Origin of the sequence: Peteryoungia aggregata LMG 23059 (assembly GCF_030814435.1) — a bacterium.
GTDB classification, from domain to species: Bacteria; Pseudomonadota; Alphaproteobacteria; order Rhizobiales; family Rhizobiaceae; genus Allorhizobium; species Allorhizobium aggregatum.
In genome coordinates, this window is the sequence record NZ_JAUSUW010000004.1 from 247,550 (window position 1) to 265,327 (window position 17,778).

Consider the following 17,778-nt stretch of genomic DNA (forward strand, 5'->3'; position numbering starts at 1 on the left):
AGCCGAGACGAAAAAGGCCCGCAGCTCTATCTGCGGGCCTTTTGTGTTTCGTGTGCGTGATATCAGGGCTTCTGCAGGAAGGCGCCGATCGCATCGACCTCGCCTTGCGAAACCTCGTGGCCGCCTTGATGCAGGAAGGTCTCGACCTGAGCGCCTTGCGCCTCGAAATAGGCCGTCAGCCGCTCGGTCAGCGGCAGCGGGCAGATTGGATCCCGCTGGCCGGCAGTCACGAGCACCGCGACATCCGAAAGCCCCGGCTGTGCCGGCGGATCGAATGGGATCAGCGGATGCATGAGGATCACGCGGTCGAAGAGATCAGGCGCCTCGACCAGGACCGAAGCCAAGATATTGGCGCCATTCGAATAACCGAGCCCGTAGATAGGTCGACCCGGGTTCTTCTCCCTGTGCGCGCGGATGAAACCCGCCATCTGGACCGTCCTCTGGGCGAGATCGGCCATGTCATAGACGCCTTCGCCGGTGCGCTTAAAGAAGCGCGCAGCCCCGTATTCCGAGACGTCCCCGCGCGGCGAGACGATCCCGGCCTCGGGCAGGATCCGGTTCACGAGCCCGGGAAACTGATGCTCGTCGCCGCCGGTGCCATGAAAGGTGAAGACCAGCGGTGCGGCACCCTGCGGTGCCTGGTAGAGGTGGATGTAGCTATCGATTGCCATGATGCTTTCCTCCGCACGAGGGACGACGCCGTCAGGCATCGCCCCCTCTCTGCGATTAGTCCTTGATCGGGGTCAGATGGGCTTCGATCTGCGAGCGATACTGCTGGTAGCGGGTCGGCAGCTTCAGTGCCTCACCGAGATGAGCCGTATCTTCGTCCCGGTTGAAGCCCGGTTCGTTCGTGGCGATCTCGAACAACACGCCACCCGGCGTGCGGAAATAGATCGCCCAGAAGTAGTCACGGTCGATGACCGGCGTGACCTGGTAACCCGTATCGAGCAGCGCCTTGCGCACCTCGAGCTGGGCGGCGCGGTCTTCCACGGCAAAGGCGACGTGGTGGACCGAACCGGCACCCTGCTGAGCGTGCGAGGCACCCGGCAGAACTTCGAGATCGATATAGTCGGCACCATTGCCGCCGGGGACTGCGTAACGCACGAAGTCGCCCTGTTTGTCGACCGGCTGATAACCCATGAACTTCAGGAGTTCACCCGTGGCACCTTCGTCGCGCAGCCGCATGGTCACGCCCCGGAAGCCATGAATGCCTTCGGAGACACCGACCGGACCACCAGCAAAGGGCACGCGGCTGTCGCCATCGACTTCAGCAAGTGCGAAGCCGTCACCATCAGGGCCGGCAAAACGCAGGCGGTCTTCACCGAAGAGCGAATAGGAGCCGAGCTCCTTGACGCCTTGCTTAGACAGGCGCTCCTGCCAGAAACCGAGTGTACCCTTCGGCACGGAGAACACGGTCTCGGAGACTTCGCCGGCACCGCGACCACCCTTGCCCATATTGGCAAACGGGAAGTAGGTCATGACCGATCCGGCATTGCCGACTTCGTCGCCGTAGTAGAGGTGGTAGACATCGGGAGCGTCGAAGTTGACAGTCTTCTTGACCCGGCGAAGGCCGAGGGTCTTCGTGAAGAAATCGTTGTTTTCCTGGGCATCCGCAGCCATCGAGGTAACGTGATGCAGGCCTTTGATCTGGGTAAGCATGGCTCTGATCCTTTCCCGGCACTCGCGCCGGTCTTGTTCTGTTGAACGGAATATGGGCCATAGCTTTCCCCAAGTGAACAGTTGTAATATTGTGGATATTATTTCACTGGGAGCAATAATCAGATGGGCGAGCTCGAAGCGATCCGTACTTTTCTGACCGTTGCCGACCAGAGCAGTTTCAGCGCCGCCGCGCGCCTCCTCGGCATGACACCCGCCTCGGTCACCCGCACGGTTTCAGGCCTCGAAGATGAACTCGGGGTCCAGCTTCTGTTGCGCACGACGCGCAAGGTATCGCTAACGTCAGCGGGAGCCGCTTACGCAGCGCGTGTCGCACCGCTCGTCGAAGGCCTGGCCCGGGCAACGGAAGAAACACGGGATCTGCAGAAGGTGACCGCCGGTTCGCTGCGGGTCTCGGCTCCGATGTCGCTCGGCATGAAGGTGCTTCCATCAGTGCTGTCGCAGTTCTCCATCATCCACCCGCGCACCAGCGTCGCAATCGAACTCTCCGATCGCTTCGTCGACATCGTCCAGGAAAACTACGACCTCGCGATCCGCATTTCGGGCCCGCCGACAGACAAATCGACGATCTGGCGCAAGATACGCCCCGTCCCCCGCCTGCTGGTCGCATCACCGTCATTCCTGGAGCGTTACGGCACTCCCAAGCTGCCGGAGGACCTGACAAACCTCGAATGCCTGAGCTATCACGACCAATCGAAAACAGAGACCTGGGAGCTGAGCAAGCCCGGACAGACACGCACTGTCGAGGCGAAAGGCCGCTTCTCGATCAATAACGGCGACTTTCTCTGCAGACTGGCCATTGCGGGAGAAGGAATTGCGCTGTTGCCGCGCTTCATCGTCGTAGACGAACTGCGCGCAGGAACACTCGTCGAGGTCCTGCCGGGATGGACAACGCCGGCAATCTGGCTGACCCTCTACTACCCACCCTATGAGCAACTCCCGCTCAGGGTAGCGACCTTCTCGGACTTTTTCGAAGCCTTCATCAAGGAGAGCTGGGACGGCGTTGAGCCAACCTGAATCCGCTCAGCGGTTGCGCCCGAGAAATTCACCGATCTCCTGCGCAATCTTGTCGGTCGCAATCGGCACCTCGACCTTCTTCACCTGTTCGAACAGGGCTTCGGGAATGGCCGCCTTGCGGGCCTCGGCGAGCCCTTCGAAGAAGCGTGGCGAAAACTCCGGATGCGGCTGGTAGGACAGACCCCAGTCGCCGTAACGAATAACCGCATTCTCGCAGGCATCGGTCTTGCCCACCACCTCGGCTCCATCAGGCACCCGAATGACCTGGTCCTGATGCCAGGCGAGCAGCACATGCTCCTCACCGGTGTCGGAACGAGTGTATGTGACAGGCCCTGCGGACCAGCCGCCCTTGAATTTCTCGACATGACCGCCGAGCGCCTTCGCCATCACCTGATGTCCAAAACAGATGCCAACCGTCGGAACCTTCGCGGCATGAACCTCGCGAATGAAAGCCTCAAGCCGGCGGATCCAGTCATGGTCTTCGTAAACACCGAACTTGGACCCCGTTAGCAGCCAGCCATCGACCTCGGAGGGACTTTCGGGAAACTCGCCATCGACCACGAAATAACGTTTGAAGGCGAAGTCGAACGTGCCGAGCAGCGTTGCGAACATGTCGGCATAGTTCCCGTATTCGCCGGCGAGTTCTGCCGGCGAATGGCCCGTAACGAGGATGCCGATGGTCTTGGCGGTCATATCAGGTTCCTGCAGCATGACGAAAGAGTGGCCCGGAGGGCCTTGCGCTCCTGCGATCTATACCAAATGGTAGTTTGATCAAATTTCAAGAGGGTGAACACCGATCCGGATAAAATCCGCACGGAACTGGATTGCAACGCCCCATCTCCGAGAGGAAGAGTTCGGTCGAGCCATGGCGAGCGAAGAGCGCAAGGTGGAGGAATCGGTCAAGCAACGGGTCTACCGGACATTGCGGGCCCGCGTGATGTGCGGCGCCGTGCTGCCGGGGCTGCCCATCACGATCAATGGGGTCGCCGAGGAACTCGCCGTCAGCGCGATGCCGGTGCGGGAGGCGCTGCATCGCCTCGTCGCCGATGGCGCCCTCGAATATCTGGACAATCGTCGCGTCCGCGTGCCCGAAATGACACTTTCGAAATTCGAGGAAATCATCGCCGCGCGCATCGCCCTGGAAACGCTCGCCGCGATCCGGGCGCTCCCGCATATCGACGAGACGCGGCTAGAAAGGCTCCAGTCAATCGATGCCGATATAGACCGTGCCTATGCGGCCAAAGACCTGTTGCGATCGACCGAGCTCAACGTCCTGTTCCACCGGACAATATATGAGCCTGCGGCCAGTGGCGTTCTCCTCAGCCTGCTCGATTCCGTCTGGCTGCGCCTTGGGCCCTTTATGCGCCTGGCAACCCAGAAATTGGAGGAGAGTTATCGCATCGATCGTCATGCGGAGGCATTGGACGCGATCCGGGCTGGAGATGCCAATGCTCTGTCGGCCGCCATCGAGGCAGACATACAAGATGGTGTCGGCCATCTTGGCCGACACTTTCTGAGCGAAGGTGGCACCCACGCTTACAACGGCAGGCGTGAGCAGCGGTAGGAGAAGCTCGTCAGGCCCTCTTGCGCAGGGCCAGACGCATCTGTTTCTCGATCTCGACCAATGCAAAGAACACCCAACCCAGCGCAAAGATCAAAAGCCCCTCGAACAGGGGGACGCTTTCGGTCCCGAAGAGCGGCTGCATGAACGGCACATAGGTGACTGCGAACTGGGCAAGTGTCACCGAGATCACGCAGATCCACACAACCTTCGTTCCGCGGACCGCGCTCCAGGTGAGGGAAGTACCGTAGATGTTGCGGATGAAGAACAGGTGGAAAATTTCCATCACCACCAGCGTGTTCATAGCCATCGTTCGGGCGAGTTCGATCGAGTAGCCCTTGTCCAGCGCATAGAAGAATACCCCGAAGACAGCTGCGGCAAAGAGAACGGACACGAGGAAGACATGCCAGAGCAGGTCGGCCGTCAGCAGCGACTCGTCCCGCCGCCGCGGCGGACGCCGCATCGTCCCCTCCTCGGAAGGCTCGAAAGCGAGCGCGAGCCCAAGCGTGATCGCGGTGACCAGATTGATCCACAGGATCTGGACAGCCGTTACCGGCAGCGCAAGGCCAACGAACAGCGCGACAATTATCGTCGTGGCCTCGCCGGCATTCGTCGGCAGCGTCCAGCTGATCACCTTCTTGATGTTGTCGTAGACAGTTCTGCCTTCACGCACCGCTGCGGCGATGGAGGCGAAATTGTCATCTGCCAGCACCAGTTCAGCGGCTTCCTTCGCGGCTTCGCTGCCCTTGACGCCCATGGCGATCCCCGCGTCCGCCCGCTTGAGCGCCGGTGCGTCATTGACACCGTCACCGGTCATAGCGACCGTCAATCCCTGCGATTGCAGGGCGGTGACGAGCCGAAGCTTATGGGCCGGCGAGGTGCGGGCGAAAATGTCGGTGTCGAGCGCAGCGAGCGCGAGGGCCGCATCGTCCAAAAGATCGATGTCGATGCCGGTCAGCACCCGTTCGGTGTTCTTCAGGCCGATCATCCCGGCAATGGCACGGGCCGTCGCGGCATGATCACCCGTGATCATCTTCACCCGAATCCCTGCCAGATGGCAATCGGCAACAGCAGCGATTGCCTCGGGACGCGGCGGATCGATGAGACCGACGAGACCGATCAGAGTCAGAGTGCCTGCGAGTTTGCCCTGAGTGAGACGTCCGTCCGCGTCGAGAGCGCCAGATGAGGCCACCGCGAGGACGCGCTGTCCCTCACCGGCCAGAGTCTCGACCATATTCTCCCAATAGGGTGCATCGAGAGGTCCGGTGGAACCATCCGACATGCGCTGTCCAGCACATAGCGAAAGCACCGCTTCCGGCGCACCTTTTACGTGAACGTGCCGCCGGCCTCCGTCATCGATGTGCGAGACAGCCATGTAGCGATGGGCCGCATCGAAAGGAATCGCGTCGATGCGTTTCCAGCCGGTCGTAAACGGCTCTCCACCGCCTCCCGTGATCTTGCCAGCGAGAGCCAGAAGCGCGCCCTCCATCGGATCACCTTCGACCCGCCAATCGCCTTCTGCGGCATGTAAAACGGCATCATTGCAGAGACTGGCGGCAAGGGCGAACTCGCTGAGCACGGCATGGTCGCGCGGATCGGCGTCGGCCTCTTTCCACCGGACCGCACCCACCGGTGAATATCCGTCTCCGTCAACCGCATAGACATGTTCTGCAGCGACCAGGCTCGACACGACCATCTCGTTTCGGGTCAAGGTGCCCGTCTTGTCGGTGCAGATGACAGAAACGGAACCAAGGGTTTCGATAGCCGGCAAACGACGCACGATTGCATTGCGTCGGGCCATGGCCTGAACGCCGACGGCGAGCGTGATCGTCATGACCGCAGGCAGGCCTTCCGGGATGGCGGCGACCGACAAACCGACAATGGTCATGAACAACTCGGCGAAAGGCAGATGGCCGACGGCCAGGCCATAGGCCAACAGCAGCGCCGCGACAATGAGGATGAACAGCGTCAGCCATCGGGCGAAGATGTCCATCTGGCGCACGAGCGGCGTCGACAAGGTCTCGACGGCTTCCAGCATGCCGCTGATCTTGCCGATTTCTGTCGCAAGACCCGTAGCAACCACCACCCCACGACCGGTTCCGGCCGCAACGAGGGTCCCGCTGAACAGCATGGAATTGCGATCGCCGAGCACGGCATCGATTGCCACGAGGTCGCTCGTCTTGTCGACCGGCACCGATTCGCCCGTCAGTGCGGCTTCCTCAACCTTCAGGCTACGCGCCTCCATCAGCCTCATATCCGCCGGCACGCGATCGCCCGCCTCAACGAGGACGACGTCGCCCGGAACCAGATCGGCAGCATCGACGGATGTCCTCCTTCCGTCGCGCAACACTGCGGCATGCGGGGCGAGCATGCCACGGATCGCATCCATCGCCTGTTCCGCTCGTCCCTCCTGAAGATAGCCGACGATCGCATTCCCGAGGACGACAGCGACGATGACACCCGTATCGACCCAGTGCTGCATGAAAGCCGTCACGATCGCGGAGGCGATTAGGACATAGATCAGTACGTTGTGAAACTGCGAGAGGAAACGGACAAGGACACTGCGTTTTGGAGCCTCGGGCAGACGATTGCGACCGTAGACCTGGAGCCTTCGTTGCGCCTCCTGCGAGCTGAGACCCTCCATACTCGAACTCATTGCCTGCAGGACAACCTCCTCCGGGAGGGCATGCGGCACCAAAGGCTTGCTGTCGTCGATCATCAGGTTGTCTTTCCTCCCGTGTGAACTTCCTCTTGAACCAGCGACCGGGACGAATGGCCTCCCAAAGGCCAGCGAACATCCCAATTACAGTGCTCTCGACCGTCGCGACAATGAAGGGGGACGCACCCTCCCGCCTTGATCCATGACAATTTTTTGCCGCAGCGCAGCCGTCAACCGCGGCCCGGCGTGCATCGCCGCAGACCAACCAAGAGATGCGCCTGCACAGGCTCGGGCAAGCCTTGGGCTCTATTGATCCCAATGTCCGGCATGCCCATCCTCAACGGAGTGAGGGGGTGCCGCATTTCCGTGCCGGGTGCTGTCGAGGTCATGACCCCTTCAGCTGTGTAACGACCGGCAGACAAAATTTGAGCATATCCGGTTGACCAGAAGAGGCCGATAGACATGACGTCGCCCATTTCACAGCTCAGCGTAGCCCAGATCAGGGCGCTCCCGACTGCCACCGTGAACTCCTGGTCTGAAGACGAGGTAAGCCAACTGTCGAGCGCCCAGGTGAACGCACTGACAGCCGCTCAGGTTGCAGCGCTGCAGACGGATGCGGTGTCGGGGCTGTCAACTGCCCAGATCAAGGCCATCTCCCCTCGCTCAATCACCGGCCTGACGCTCGATCAGATCACGGCACTGTCGACGGAAGACGTCTCAAGCCTTGCATCGTCACAGGTCGCCGCATTGTCGTCGACCCAGCTCGCCGGGCTCAGCACCGAACAGTCGGAAGCCTTGACGCCCGGCCAGATCGCCAAACTGACTGCGACCCAACTCGCGGCGTTCAGCACTGAGGATCTCGCAACATTTTCGACCGCAGACATCGCCGCCATCAACACGGCTGCACTGCGCGGCCTGTCGGGAGAGCGTCTTGCAGGTCTGTCAGCGCCCCAGACCGCAGCCCTCAAATCCACACAGATCGTCGCTCTTCGACCTGATCAGATAGCGGCACTGACGCCGCAGCAAGTCGCAGCGTTTTCGGCCGGCCAGATCCAGTCACTCAGCGCGACCCAGGTTGCAGCGCTGACCACCCCGCAGCTGGATGCTTTGTCCACCGCGCAGTTCGCAGCGATCAGTGCCCGCGCCGTGGTCGGCCTCACGACAAGCCAGATCGGCGCACTCGGAAACGACAAGGTCGCGGCCCTGACCTCCGGGCAGTTGGCGGCTTTGACATCAAAGCAGCTGGCAGCGCTGAGCGTCGAACAGGTGTCCAACCTGACCACCACTCAGATCAGCGCCATCAACACGCGGGCGATCTCCGGTTTGACTGGCGATCAGATCGCCGCACTGTCTCCGGCACAGACCGCGGCTCTGACCGGAGGTCAGGTCGCCGCTTTGACGCGCAACCAGATGTCCGCGTTCAGTGAGCAGCAGCTGGCCGCCTTTACCACCACCCAGATCCGGGCCATGGGCGCAACACAGATCGCCGCCATGCCGGCGACGACGATTGCGGGTCTGAGCACGACGCAGATCGCCGCCCTCGCTCCCAAGACGGTGGCCGGTCTCAGCGTCGCTCAGCTCGCGGTCCTCAGCACCGAACAGTTGCAGAGCCTCAGCACATCGCAGATGACGGCGTTGTCATCGAGTCAGGTTGCGGGCCTTTCGACAGCACAGATCGCCGCTCTTTCTCCGGCCCAGATCGGGGCAATCAACGCCGCCGCTGTGACCGGCCTGACCACCGATCAGATCTCCTCGCTGACCATCAGTCAGGTGGGAGCGATGACAGCCGCACAGATTTCGTCACTCAAGTCCGCTCAGGCGGCAGCATTCACGACCGATCAGGTGGCAGGTCTGACGCCGACGCAGATCCGCGGCCTCACGGCAGTTCAGGTTGCGGCACTGCCGCCAAGTGCGGTGGCGGGATTCACTGATGATCAGATCGCGGCACTAAGCGCGAGAGCCGTCTCAGGCCTGACTGCTGATCAGATCGGCGCAATGTCCGTCGATCAATTCGATGCGCTCTCGACGACGCAGATCGCCTCCTTGAACGCGATCCAGGCAGCGGCGATGCCAGCGGATGCCATCGTTGCGATGACGCCGGCCAAGATTGCCGCGCTCAGCGCCAAGGCAATATCGGGGCTTCAGCCGGAACGCATCGGAAATCTGGCACCCAATCAGGTCGCTGCCTTGACGACGACCCAGATCAGGGCGCTCAAGAGCGATCAGATTGCCGCTCTGTCGCCTTCACAGACCGAAGCCATGACGAACGGGCAGATCGCCTCTTTGTCGGCTGCCCAGCTCGGGGTCATCAGCGTCGAAGGCGTCAAGGCCTGGTCGCCGGCGCAGGTCGGCGCCATCGTCGCCGGCGCCATACCGGGACTGACGACGGCACAGCTTGCCGCACTTGACGACAGCCAGATCGAGGGGCTCAGCGCCGGCCAGATCTCCAAGATGAGCGGCGCCCAGATCGGCGCGCTCACCGAAGCGCAACTTGCATCATTCCTTCCGGCCGAAATCGCAGCGATTTCCACAAGCGCCATCTCCTCGCTCGCTCCTGAGAAGATCGCTAGCCTCAGCCTCGAACAGGTTGCCAAACTGACAACATCCCAGATCGCGGCGATGACGAACGAACAAGTCGTCGCGTTCACCCCCACTCAGCTTGCGTCCTTGAGTGCGAGCCAGCTGCAGGCGATCACCGCAGCGCAGATCGCGGCACTGTCGCCCAGCAACATCGCCTCGCTGTCGCGCGAGCAGATCGCCGGGCTCTCCCCCCGGACCGTTGCGGCGCTCAGCACGGACCAGATTGCAGCACTGTCCTCCGACCAGGTTGCGGCAATGACCGCAACCCAGGTTTCGGGCCTGACCGCCACGCAGTTGGCCGCGATGCGCACTGCCGATATTCTCGCCTTCGAGCCGGCCGAGATCGCGGCGATCACCACGACCGCGATGAGCGGTCTCTCGGCAGAGACGATCGCAGCCCTCAATCTCGACCAGGTGGCGGCATTGACCCCCGCACAGCTTGGGGTCCTGAGTGCCGAGCAGACGGCCGCCCTTACACCCACGCAGATGGATGTGCTGACTGCAAAGCAGGTGGCAGGGTTTGGAGCGACGCAATCTGCAGCGCTCACACCAGCCACGCTCGCAGCCATGTCCCCGGAACAGATTGCCGCCCTCAGCGTAGGCGCAATCAGCGGCCTTTCGACGACCCAGATAGCGGCACTGGCGACAACACAGATTGAAGCCCTGACCACGACCCAGATGGGCGCTCTGACGGCAACGCAGGTTGCGGCACTCACCCCGACCCAGTTGGCCACACTACCAAACAGCAAGCTTGCAGCGATCGGGGCCGCCGGCATTGCCGGCATGAGTACGCAGCAGATCGCCGCTCTCGGTGCCGACCAGATCGGAGCACTGACGGGAACACAGATCGCCGCCCTGACACCTGCGCAGGTAGCGGCGCTCACGCCGCAACAGGTGACCCTGTTCACCACCACACAGATCGCGGCCTTGGGTTCCACACAACTGGGCGCGCTCTCCAACGACAGTCTCGCAACGCTGACCAGCGACAAGATTGCAGCCCTGAACGTCAAGGCGATCCCTGGTCTGACGGCCTCTCAGGTTGCCTCCCTGTCCACAACCCAGATCGACAGCTTCAGCCAGACACAGATTGCCGCGCTGACAGCCACCCAGATCGGCGCGCTCTCTTCCGCGCAACTGGCAACATTCTCGAACGCAGAGCTTGCCGCCATCGCGCCGGCAGCGATAGCAGGTCTTTCGGCAGCCAATATCGCCGCGCTCAGCCAGGAACAGATCGGCGTGCTGACAGCGGGGCAGGTCGGGGCGTTGACCTTCGACCAGTTGAACGCGCTGCGTCCAGACCAGCTTGGCGTCATGACGCCAACGCAGATCGGCGCCCTGACTGCGACACAGATCGCGTCACTGTCGAGCGGCACTCTTTCAGCTCTCTCGACCACCCAGATCGCCGCAATCTCATCCAAGGCAATCCCTGGTCTCAGCACAGCACAGATCGCAACCTTGACCCCGGGTCAGGTAGACGCGATGACCTCGGCGCAATTCGGTGCACTGAATGCCACGCAGCTTTCCGCATTCAGCTCGACAGCACTCGAAACTCTGACGTCGGCGGACATCGCAGCCCTGTCGCCGTCTGCCATTGGTGGCCTGCCCGCCGCGATATTTGCCACGCTGCAGCCTGAGCAGATTTCAGCGCTGACGACGGGCCAGGTTGCTGGCCTGACCTATCATCAGCTCCGCGCGATGACACAGGACCAGGTCGGCGCCCTGACGACGGCGCAGATCGGATCGATGAACGCCATTCAGCTCGCCACACTCGGCACCGAAAAGGTCGGCTGGCTGACGACTTCGCAGATTGCGGCCATGGATGCCAAGGCGATCGGAGGACTGACCGTCGCACAGGTCACAGCGCTCTCGGCCGCACAGGCCGAGGCCCTGACACCGACACAGGTGGCCGGCCTGAACTCGTCTCAGGTGGCGGCTCTCAGCGCGACCAATCTCCGCACTTTCTCGACGGACGATATCGCCGCGCTGAGCCAGCAGGCTCTTCCGGGCCTCACGGTCAGCCAGATCTCCAACATGACCAGTGCACAGCTGCATGCAATCAGCGCTACCCAGTCCAACAGCCTGAGCCCGGACCAGATCGCAGCGATCTTGGCTGCCTACGAAGCCGTCTGAACGGAGAGCTCGGAGGCAAGGGGCGGGTGATGTCCATGCTGGAAACGAGGGGAACACAAGCTCTCGCGCAGCATCAGCTCCGGATCGTGAACTGGACCCGATCAGCCGGGAAGCGCGTGACCGCGTACTGAATCGGCGTGCCGGAAAGATCAGTGTTGAGCGCCCGCGTGACGAGCACGATCGCACCCGGCGTCAGACCAAGGCTGGCGACATCGTCGGGTTCCGCGTGGACGGCCGTCACCTCAGTCGTATCGCGCAGATAATCTTCGACACCGCATGATGCGAGGGCACGGGTAATCGATCCGCTTGCGGCGAAAGCGGCATCGATCCCGGCGAAGCGATTTGCCGGAAACCACATCGACGAGCGCGAAACCGGTCGCCCGTCGGCTGTGCGAACGCCATCGAGACGCAGGACCTGCTCGCCGATTCGCAATCCGAGCCGGTGCGCGACCTCAGCGGATGCCGCCTGTGTTTCGGATGCCAGAAGGATCCCCTTGAGGTCCCGAGCCTGATCACCGATCCCCTCGGTGAACCGCGTTCGCCGACCGATTGGGAAGTCGAATTTGTCGCGCTGGGTAATCATCGTCCCCCGGCCTTGGGCCGCGCGAACGATGCCTTCCTGTGCCAGAGCCGCCAGGGCTGCGCGCACCGTGTGGCGGTTCACACCGAATTCCTCCGCAAGCGCGGTTTCAGCAGGCACCATGCCTGTCCCGTCATAGAGACCTGCAAGAATATTGGCGCGAATCCGATCGGAAATCTGTCGCCACAACGCCACGCCCTTCTGCCTCTGCATCACCGGAATTAAGCCCCCTGTCACAAGCTTGTCACGACCCCGCGTTACTTCTAGAGTAACTTGTATGGTTGTCTATATTACTAGACATTTCGAGGACTGACAATGGACAGAGCTCCTGAAATTGATTCCGGCACCGCTACCGACCGAAAGCGGATCGTTGATCTGTTGGCCAGGGCTACGCTTGCCGAACTTGAAGATGCCCTCGCGGCCATCGACCCCGCATCGGCCCACACCGCGCTGCGCGGCCCCGAAACCGGCCTCGTCATGGTCAAGGGCCGCATCGGCGGCGGCGGCGCACCCTTCAATCTTGGTGAAGCGACCGTGAGCAGGGCAAGCGTGCGGCTTGGCAACGGGCGGATCGGACACGGCTACCGCCTCGGAACCGACCGCAAGGCGGCTCAGCTCTCGGCCGTTCTCGATGCCGTGGCGCAGGACGAAACGGCCCGCGCCCTGCTTGAGACCCGCCTCCTGAGGCCTCTCGAAACACGTCTCGCGACGGAAACCGAACGGCTCGAAGCCGAAACGGCCGCCACGAAGGTCGATTTCTTCACCATGGTTCGCGGAGAAGACTGATGCTCGAAGTGACTGAAAGCCTCGACGGCGGTTTCCCGGATGCCGTTACCCATGCTCAAGGCGTCTTCCGCAGCGTGATGGACGCCATGGCGCGTCCCGGCAGCATCGGTATCGTCGACGTGCCCGTCGCACCACCCGCACCGCTCGGCATTGCGGCAGGCGCCTTGCTGCTGACGCTCTGCGACCACGACACGCCGATCTGGGTCACGCCAGTCCTCGCCAAGTCCGCCCTGGCAGGCTGGATCGGCTTCCACACCGGCGCCAGCCTGACGCCCACGAAGACCGATGCCAAATTCGCCTTCGTCGAAGCGGGAGCACTGGTCCTCTCGCTGACGCAGTTTGCGCTGGGAACCCAGGAATACCCCGACCGCTCAACGACGCTGATCGTAGAAGCTTCGTCGCTTGAGGGCGGCCAGCCTCTGCAGCTGTCAGGCCCCGGCATTCGCGACACCGCCACGATTGCCCCGAAGGGTCTGCCCGAAACCTTCCTGCGCCAGTGGGCCGACAATCGCGCCCTTTTCCCGCGCGGCGTCGATCTGGTGCTGACGGCAGGTCGGCGTTTCATCGCGCTCCCGCGCACGACCAAGATCCGCGAGATGGAGGCCTGAGCCATGTATGTTGCCGTCAAGGGTGGCGAGAAAGCCATCGCCAATGCCCACAAGCTGCTCGCCGACCGCCGCCGGGGTGACAGGTCGCTGCCGTCGGTGACGATCGCTCAGATCGTTGCCCAGCTCGGCCTCGCCGTCGACCGTATCATGGCAGAAGCCTCGCTCTATGACTGCGCGCTCGCGGCCCTCGCACTCAAGCAGTCACGCGGCGACATGATCGAGGCGATCTTCCTGCTGCGCGCCTATCGCACCACGCTGCCACGCTTCGGCACCTCAAGGCCGATCGAAACAGGTAAGATGCGCGTCGAGCGCCGCGTCTCGGCCACCTACAAGGATCTGCCCGGCGGACAGCTGCTCGGCCCCACCTTCGACTACACCCACCGCCTGCTCGATCCCTCGCTGCTCGATGACGAGACGGTGGATACCGGCGAACAGCGCGAAGAAGGCCTGGAGCATGTCATGCGGGTCTCCGACATTCTCGACGGTGAAGGCCTGATCGAGCCGGATGGTGAGATGCCAGAGGATCACGTCGCCGGCGACATCACCCGCGAGCCGATGGAATTCCCGATGCCCCGCGACCTGCGCCTCCAGGCGCTGGCCCGTGGCGACGAAGGCTTCCTGCTGGCGCTCGGCTATTCGACCCAGCGCGGCTATGGCCGCACCCACCCCTTTGTCGGCGAGATCCGCATGGGCCTCGTCGAGGTCGAATTCGACGTGCCGGAACTCGGCTTTGCGGTTTCACTCGGCGAAATCCGCGTGACCGAATGCCAGATGGTCAACCAGTTCAAGGGTTCGGCCAAGGCCCCGCCGCAATTCACCCGCGGCTACGGCCTTGTCTTCGGCCAGGGTGAACGCAAGGCCATGTCCATGTCGCTGGTCGACCGGGCGCTCCGAACCCAGGAATTCGGCGAGGATGTCGTGGCGCCGGCCCAGGACGAGGAATTCGTGATTTCCCATTGCGACAACGTCCAGGCGACCGGCTTCGTCGAACATCTCAAGCTGCCGCATTACGTCGACTTCCAGGCCGAACTCGATCTCGTCCGCCGCATGCGGGCAAAGCACGATGCGAGCCGAACTGAACAGACAGATCTGAAGGAGGCCGCAGAATGAGCGCGCCGGCAATGGAACTCGCCACCTACAACTTCGCCTATCTGGACGAACAGACCAAGCGCATGATCCGCCGCGCGATCCTGAAGGCGATCGCCATCCCCGGCTATCAGGTGCCGTTTGCAAGCCGTGAAATGCCGATGCCCTATGGCTGGGGCACAGGCGGCGTGCAGGTCACGGCGTCGATCATCGGCCGCGACGACACGCTGAAGGTCATCGACCAGGGTGCCGACGACACGACCAATGCCGTCTCCATCCGTGCCTTCTTCCAGAAGGTCGCCAACGTCGCCGTCACCACCAAGACCGGCGAAGCGACGATCATCCAGACCCGCCACCGCATCCCGGAGGAGACGCTGAAAGAGGGCCAGGTTCTGGTCTATCAGGTGCCGATCCCGGAACCCCTGCGCTTCCTCGAGCCGCGCGAAACCGAGACCCGCAAGATGCATGCGCTGGAAGAATACGGCCTCATGCATGTGAAGCTCTACGAAGACATTGCAAAGCATGGCCGCATCGCCACGACCTATGCCTATCCGGTGAAGGTCGAGGGCCGCTATGTGATGGACCCGTCGCCGACGCCGAAGTTCGACAATCCAAAGATGCACATGTCGCAAGCCCTGCAGCTCTTCGGCGCCGGCCGTGAAAAACGCATTTACGCCGTTCCGCCCTATACCGAAGTCGTCAGCCTCGACTTCGAGGATCACCCCTTCGAGATCCAGACCTTCGACAAACCCTGCGCGCTCTGCGGCGCCCACAATGTCTATCTCGACGAGGTCGTGCTCGACGACAAGGGCGGCCGGATGTTCGTCTGCTCGGATACCGACCACTGCGAGACGCGCCAGGCCGAAGGCCATGTCGGAGAAATGCTCTTCCAGAAAAAGGAGGCCGCAGAATGAGCGACCAGCCGCTTCTCAAGGTTCGCAACCTCTCGAAGTTCTACGGCAGTCGGATCGGCTGCTCGAACGTCTCCTTCGATCTCTGGCCGGGCGAAGTGCTCGCCATTGTCGGCGAAAGCGGCTCGGGCAAGACGACGCTTCTGAACTGCCTCTCGACCCGGCTGATGCCGACAACGGGCAGCGTCGACTACCATATGCGCGACGGCCAGTACCGCGAGCTCTACCATATGGGCGAGGCCGAACGCCGCTTCCTGATGCGCACCGACTGGGGCTTCGTCCACCAGAACCCGGCAGACGGCCTGCGCATGACGGTCTCGGCCGGCGCCAATGTCGGCGAGCGTCTGATGGCGATCGGTGACCGGCATTACGGAAAGATCCGCCAGACGGCCAGCGAATGGCTGGAGCGCGTCGAGATCTCGACCGATCGCATCGACGACCAGCCGCGCGCCTTCTCCGGCGGCATGCGCCAGCGCCTGCAGATTGCCCGCAATCTCGTCACCGGCCCTCGCCTCGTCTTCATGGACGAGCCGACCGGCGGCCTTGATGTCTCGGTCCAGGCGCGTCTCCTCGATCTGGTGCGCGGCCTCGTCAACGACCTCGGCCTCTCGGCCATCGTCGTCACCCACGACCTCGCGGTTGCCCGCCTGCTCTCGCACCGGATGATGGTGATGAAGGACGGCCATGTCATCGAACACGGGCTGACAGACCGTGTGCTCGACGATCCCCGCGAACCCTACACTCAGCTTCTCGTCTCCTCGATCTTGCAGGTCTGACGGACGTCGCGAAAGGAACACATCATGCCGACCCCGCTTATCGTTTCGGAAGTCGCCAAAAGCTTCACCATGCACCTGCGCGGCGGGCTGGTCCTGCCGGTCGTGGCCAATGTCTCCTTCTCGGTCGCGTCAGGCGAATGCGTCGTGCTCGGCGGACCCTCGGGCATCGGCAAGAGCTCGATCCTGAAGATGCTCTACGGCAACTATGCCGTCGACCAGGGCCAGATCCTCGTTAACAACGGTGGCCGCATCGTCGACATCGCCTCGGCAGATCCCCGCACGGTGCTTGAAGTCCGTCGTGGCACACTGGGTTATGTCAGCCAGTTCCTGCGCACCGTCCCGCGCGTTTCGACCCTCGACGTGGTGGCCGAGCCGCTCGTCGCACGCGGTGTACCGACAGACGAAGCACGCGAACGGGCGAGCGAGCTCCTGAGCCGGCTAAACTTGCCGCACGACCTCTGGCAACTGCCGCCCTCCACCTTCTCCGGTGGCGAACAGCAGCGCGTCAACATTGCCCGTGGCTTCATCACCGACCATGCCGTGCTGCTGCTCGATGAACCGACCGCCTCGCTCGATGCGGCCAATCGCGCCGTCGTGGTCTCGATGATCCGCGCGAAAAAGGAAGCCGGCGTCGCTCTGCTCGGCATCTTCCATGACGAGGAAGTGCGCGAAGCCGTCGCCGACCGCATCCTCAACGTCATGCAGTTTTCGCCGCGAAAGGTCGCGGCATGACCAAGAAGCTTGGGTTAGCCCCCCTCGTCCACGAGACCGCACGCGTCGTCAATTCGACGCTTGGCCGTTACACGGAAGTCGCCGATCGATGCCGCCTCGATGAAGTCGAAATGGGCGACTACTCCTACATCATGCAGGACGGTGCCGTCTGGTGCGCAACGATCGGCAAGTTCGCCAATATCGCAGCCAGCGTCCGCATCAACGCCACCAACCACCCGACCTGGCGCCCGACGCTGCATCACTTCACCTATCGTGCTGCCGACTATTTCGATGGCGCCGAGAACGATCACGACTTCTTTGCCTGGCGTCGGGAAAACCGGGTCGTGATCGGCCACGATGTCTGGATCGGCCATGGCGCGACCGTCCTGCCGGGGGTGACCGTCGGCGACGGTGCGGTGATCGGCGCAGGGGCCGTCGTCTCCCGCGATGTGGCTCCGTACACCATTGTCGGCGGCGTGCCAGCAAAGCTGATCCGTGAGCGGTTTCCCGGATCGGTTGCCGAGCGCATGCAGGCGCTCGCCTGGTGGGACTGGGACCACGATCGCCTGTTCGCAGCACTGGATGACTTCCGTCACATGGACGCCCCGGAATTCATCGCAAAGCACGCCTAAAGTCAGTCTTTTCAGACGTTTGCCAAGTTTAACAAATCCGACACAAAACTGACATTAGCGCTTC

Annotated in this window: 15 protein-coding genes; 10 read left to right on the forward strand and 5 right to left on the reverse strand. The window is 62.5% G+C overall.

The genetic code is table 11. The annotated features are described in order from the left end of the window. Window positions 1–62: 62 nt before the first annotated feature. Both J2045_RS08630 and J2045_RS08635 read right to left on the reverse strand, forming a co-directional pair. A complete protein-coding gene (locus J2045_RS08630; protein ID WP_307371692.1) occupies window positions 63–671 on the reverse strand; it encodes an alpha/beta hydrolase in 609 nt (202 codons plus the stop codon). A gap of 55 nt (window positions 672–726) precedes the next feature. Next, entirely contained in the window at window positions 727–1,659 is a 933-nt protein-coding gene (locus J2045_RS08635; protein WP_307371693.1) for a ring-cleaving dioxygenase, read from the reverse strand. Between the two features lie 123 nt (window positions 1,660–1,782). Between J2045_RS08635 and J2045_RS08640 the strand changes: the two genes are divergently transcribed. Further along, window positions 1,783–2,694 carry a LysR family transcriptional regulator gene (locus tag J2045_RS08640; protein ID WP_307371695.1) on the forward strand — a complete coding sequence of 304 codons (912 nt, stop codon included), beginning with the start codon at window positions 1,783–1,785 and terminating at the stop codon, window positions 2,692–2,694. 6 nt (window positions 2,695–2,700) lie between these two features. Here J2045_RS08640 and J2045_RS08645 read toward each other — a convergent pair whose 3' ends face one another. Continuing rightward, entirely contained in the window at window positions 2,701–3,387 is a 687-nt protein-coding gene (locus tag J2045_RS08645; RefSeq protein ID WP_307371697.1) for a type 1 glutamine amidotransferase, read from the reverse strand. Between the two features lie 172 nt (window positions 3,388–3,559). On the opposite strand from J2045_RS08645, the gene J2045_RS08650 reads away from it, so the two are divergent. Then, window positions 3,560–4,258 (forward strand): GntR family transcriptional regulator, encoded by a 699-nt coding sequence (locus tag J2045_RS08650; protein ID WP_307371700.1) that lies wholly within the window; start codon window positions 3,560–3,562, stop codon window positions 4,256–4,258. A 10-nt stretch (window positions 4,259–4,268) separates the two neighbouring features. Here the strand turns inward: J2045_RS08650 and J2045_RS08655 are convergent, their stop codons facing one another. Continuing rightward, a complete protein-coding gene (locus J2045_RS08655; RefSeq protein ID WP_307371701.1) occupies window positions 4,269–6,974 on the reverse strand; it encodes a cation-transporting P-type ATPase in 2,706 nt (901 codons plus the stop codon). A 402-nt stretch (window positions 6,975–7,376) separates the two neighbouring features. On the opposite strand from J2045_RS08655, the gene J2045_RS08660 reads away from it, so the two are divergent. Beyond that, window positions 7,377–11,624 carry a beta strand repeat-containing protein gene (locus tag J2045_RS08660; protein WP_307371703.1) on the forward strand — a complete coding sequence of 1,416 codons (4,248 nt, stop codon included), beginning with the start codon at window positions 7,377–7,379 and terminating at the stop codon, window positions 11,622–11,624. 73 nt (window positions 11,625–11,697) lie between these two features. Here J2045_RS08660 and phnF read toward each other — a convergent pair whose 3' ends face one another. Continuing rightward, complete coding sequence (gene phnF / locus J2045_RS08665) at window positions 11,698–12,417, reverse strand: phosphonate metabolism transcriptional regulator PhnF (protein WP_307371705.1); 720 nt, start codon at window positions 12,415–12,417, stop codon at window positions 11,698–11,700. 102 nt (window positions 12,418–12,519) lie between these two features. On the opposite strand from phnF, the gene phnG reads away from it, so the two are divergent. From phnG to J2045_RS08700, 7 genes are read left to right on the forward strand one after another with little or no spacing between them, the layout of a single operon-like run. Then, the gene (gene phnG / locus J2045_RS08670; RefSeq protein WP_307371708.1) at window positions 12,520–12,990 is read left to right on the forward strand and encodes a phosphonate C-P lyase system protein PhnG; all 471 of its coding nucleotides are present in this window, start codon (window positions 12,520–12,522) and stop codon (window positions 12,988–12,990) included. Then, on the forward strand, window positions 12,990–13,598 hold the full coding sequence (gene phnH / locus J2045_RS08675) for a phosphonate C-P lyase system protein PhnH (protein ID WP_307371710.1): 609 nt from the start codon (window positions 12,990–12,992) through the stop codon (window positions 13,596–13,598). Before phnG ends, phnH begins: the two co-directional genes overlap by 1 nt. Window positions 13,599–13,601: 3 nt before the next feature. Then, a complete protein-coding gene (locus tag J2045_RS08680; RefSeq protein ID WP_307371713.1) occupies window positions 13,602–14,708 on the forward strand; it encodes a carbon-phosphorus lyase complex subunit in 1,107 nt (368 codons plus the stop codon). 11 nt (window positions 14,709–14,719) lie between these two features. Then, window positions 14,720–15,598, forward strand: a complete 879-nt coding sequence (locus J2045_RS08685) for an alpha-D-ribose 1-methylphosphonate 5-phosphate C-P-lyase PhnJ (protein ID WP_370873059.1) — start codon at window positions 14,720–14,722, stop codon at window positions 15,596–15,598. Further along, window positions 15,595–16,371 (forward strand): phosphonate C-P lyase system protein PhnK, encoded by a 777-nt coding sequence (gene phnK, locus J2045_RS08690; protein WP_166600493.1) that lies wholly within the window; start codon window positions 15,595–15,597, stop codon window positions 16,369–16,371. Before J2045_RS08685 ends, phnK begins: the two co-directional genes overlap by 4 nt. A gap of 24 nt (window positions 16,372–16,395) precedes the next feature. Beyond that, a complete protein-coding gene (gene phnL / locus J2045_RS08695) occupies window positions 16,396–17,103 on the forward strand; it encodes a phosphonate C-P lyase system protein PhnL (protein ID WP_307371718.1) in 708 nt (235 codons plus the stop codon). Further along, a complete protein-coding gene (locus J2045_RS08700; protein ID WP_307371720.1) occupies window positions 17,100–17,714 on the forward strand; it encodes a DapH/DapD/GlmU-related protein in 615 nt (204 codons plus the stop codon). The genes phnL and J2045_RS08700 overlap by 4 nt, the downstream gene beginning before the upstream one ends. Window positions 17,715–17,778: the final 64 nt, after the last annotated feature.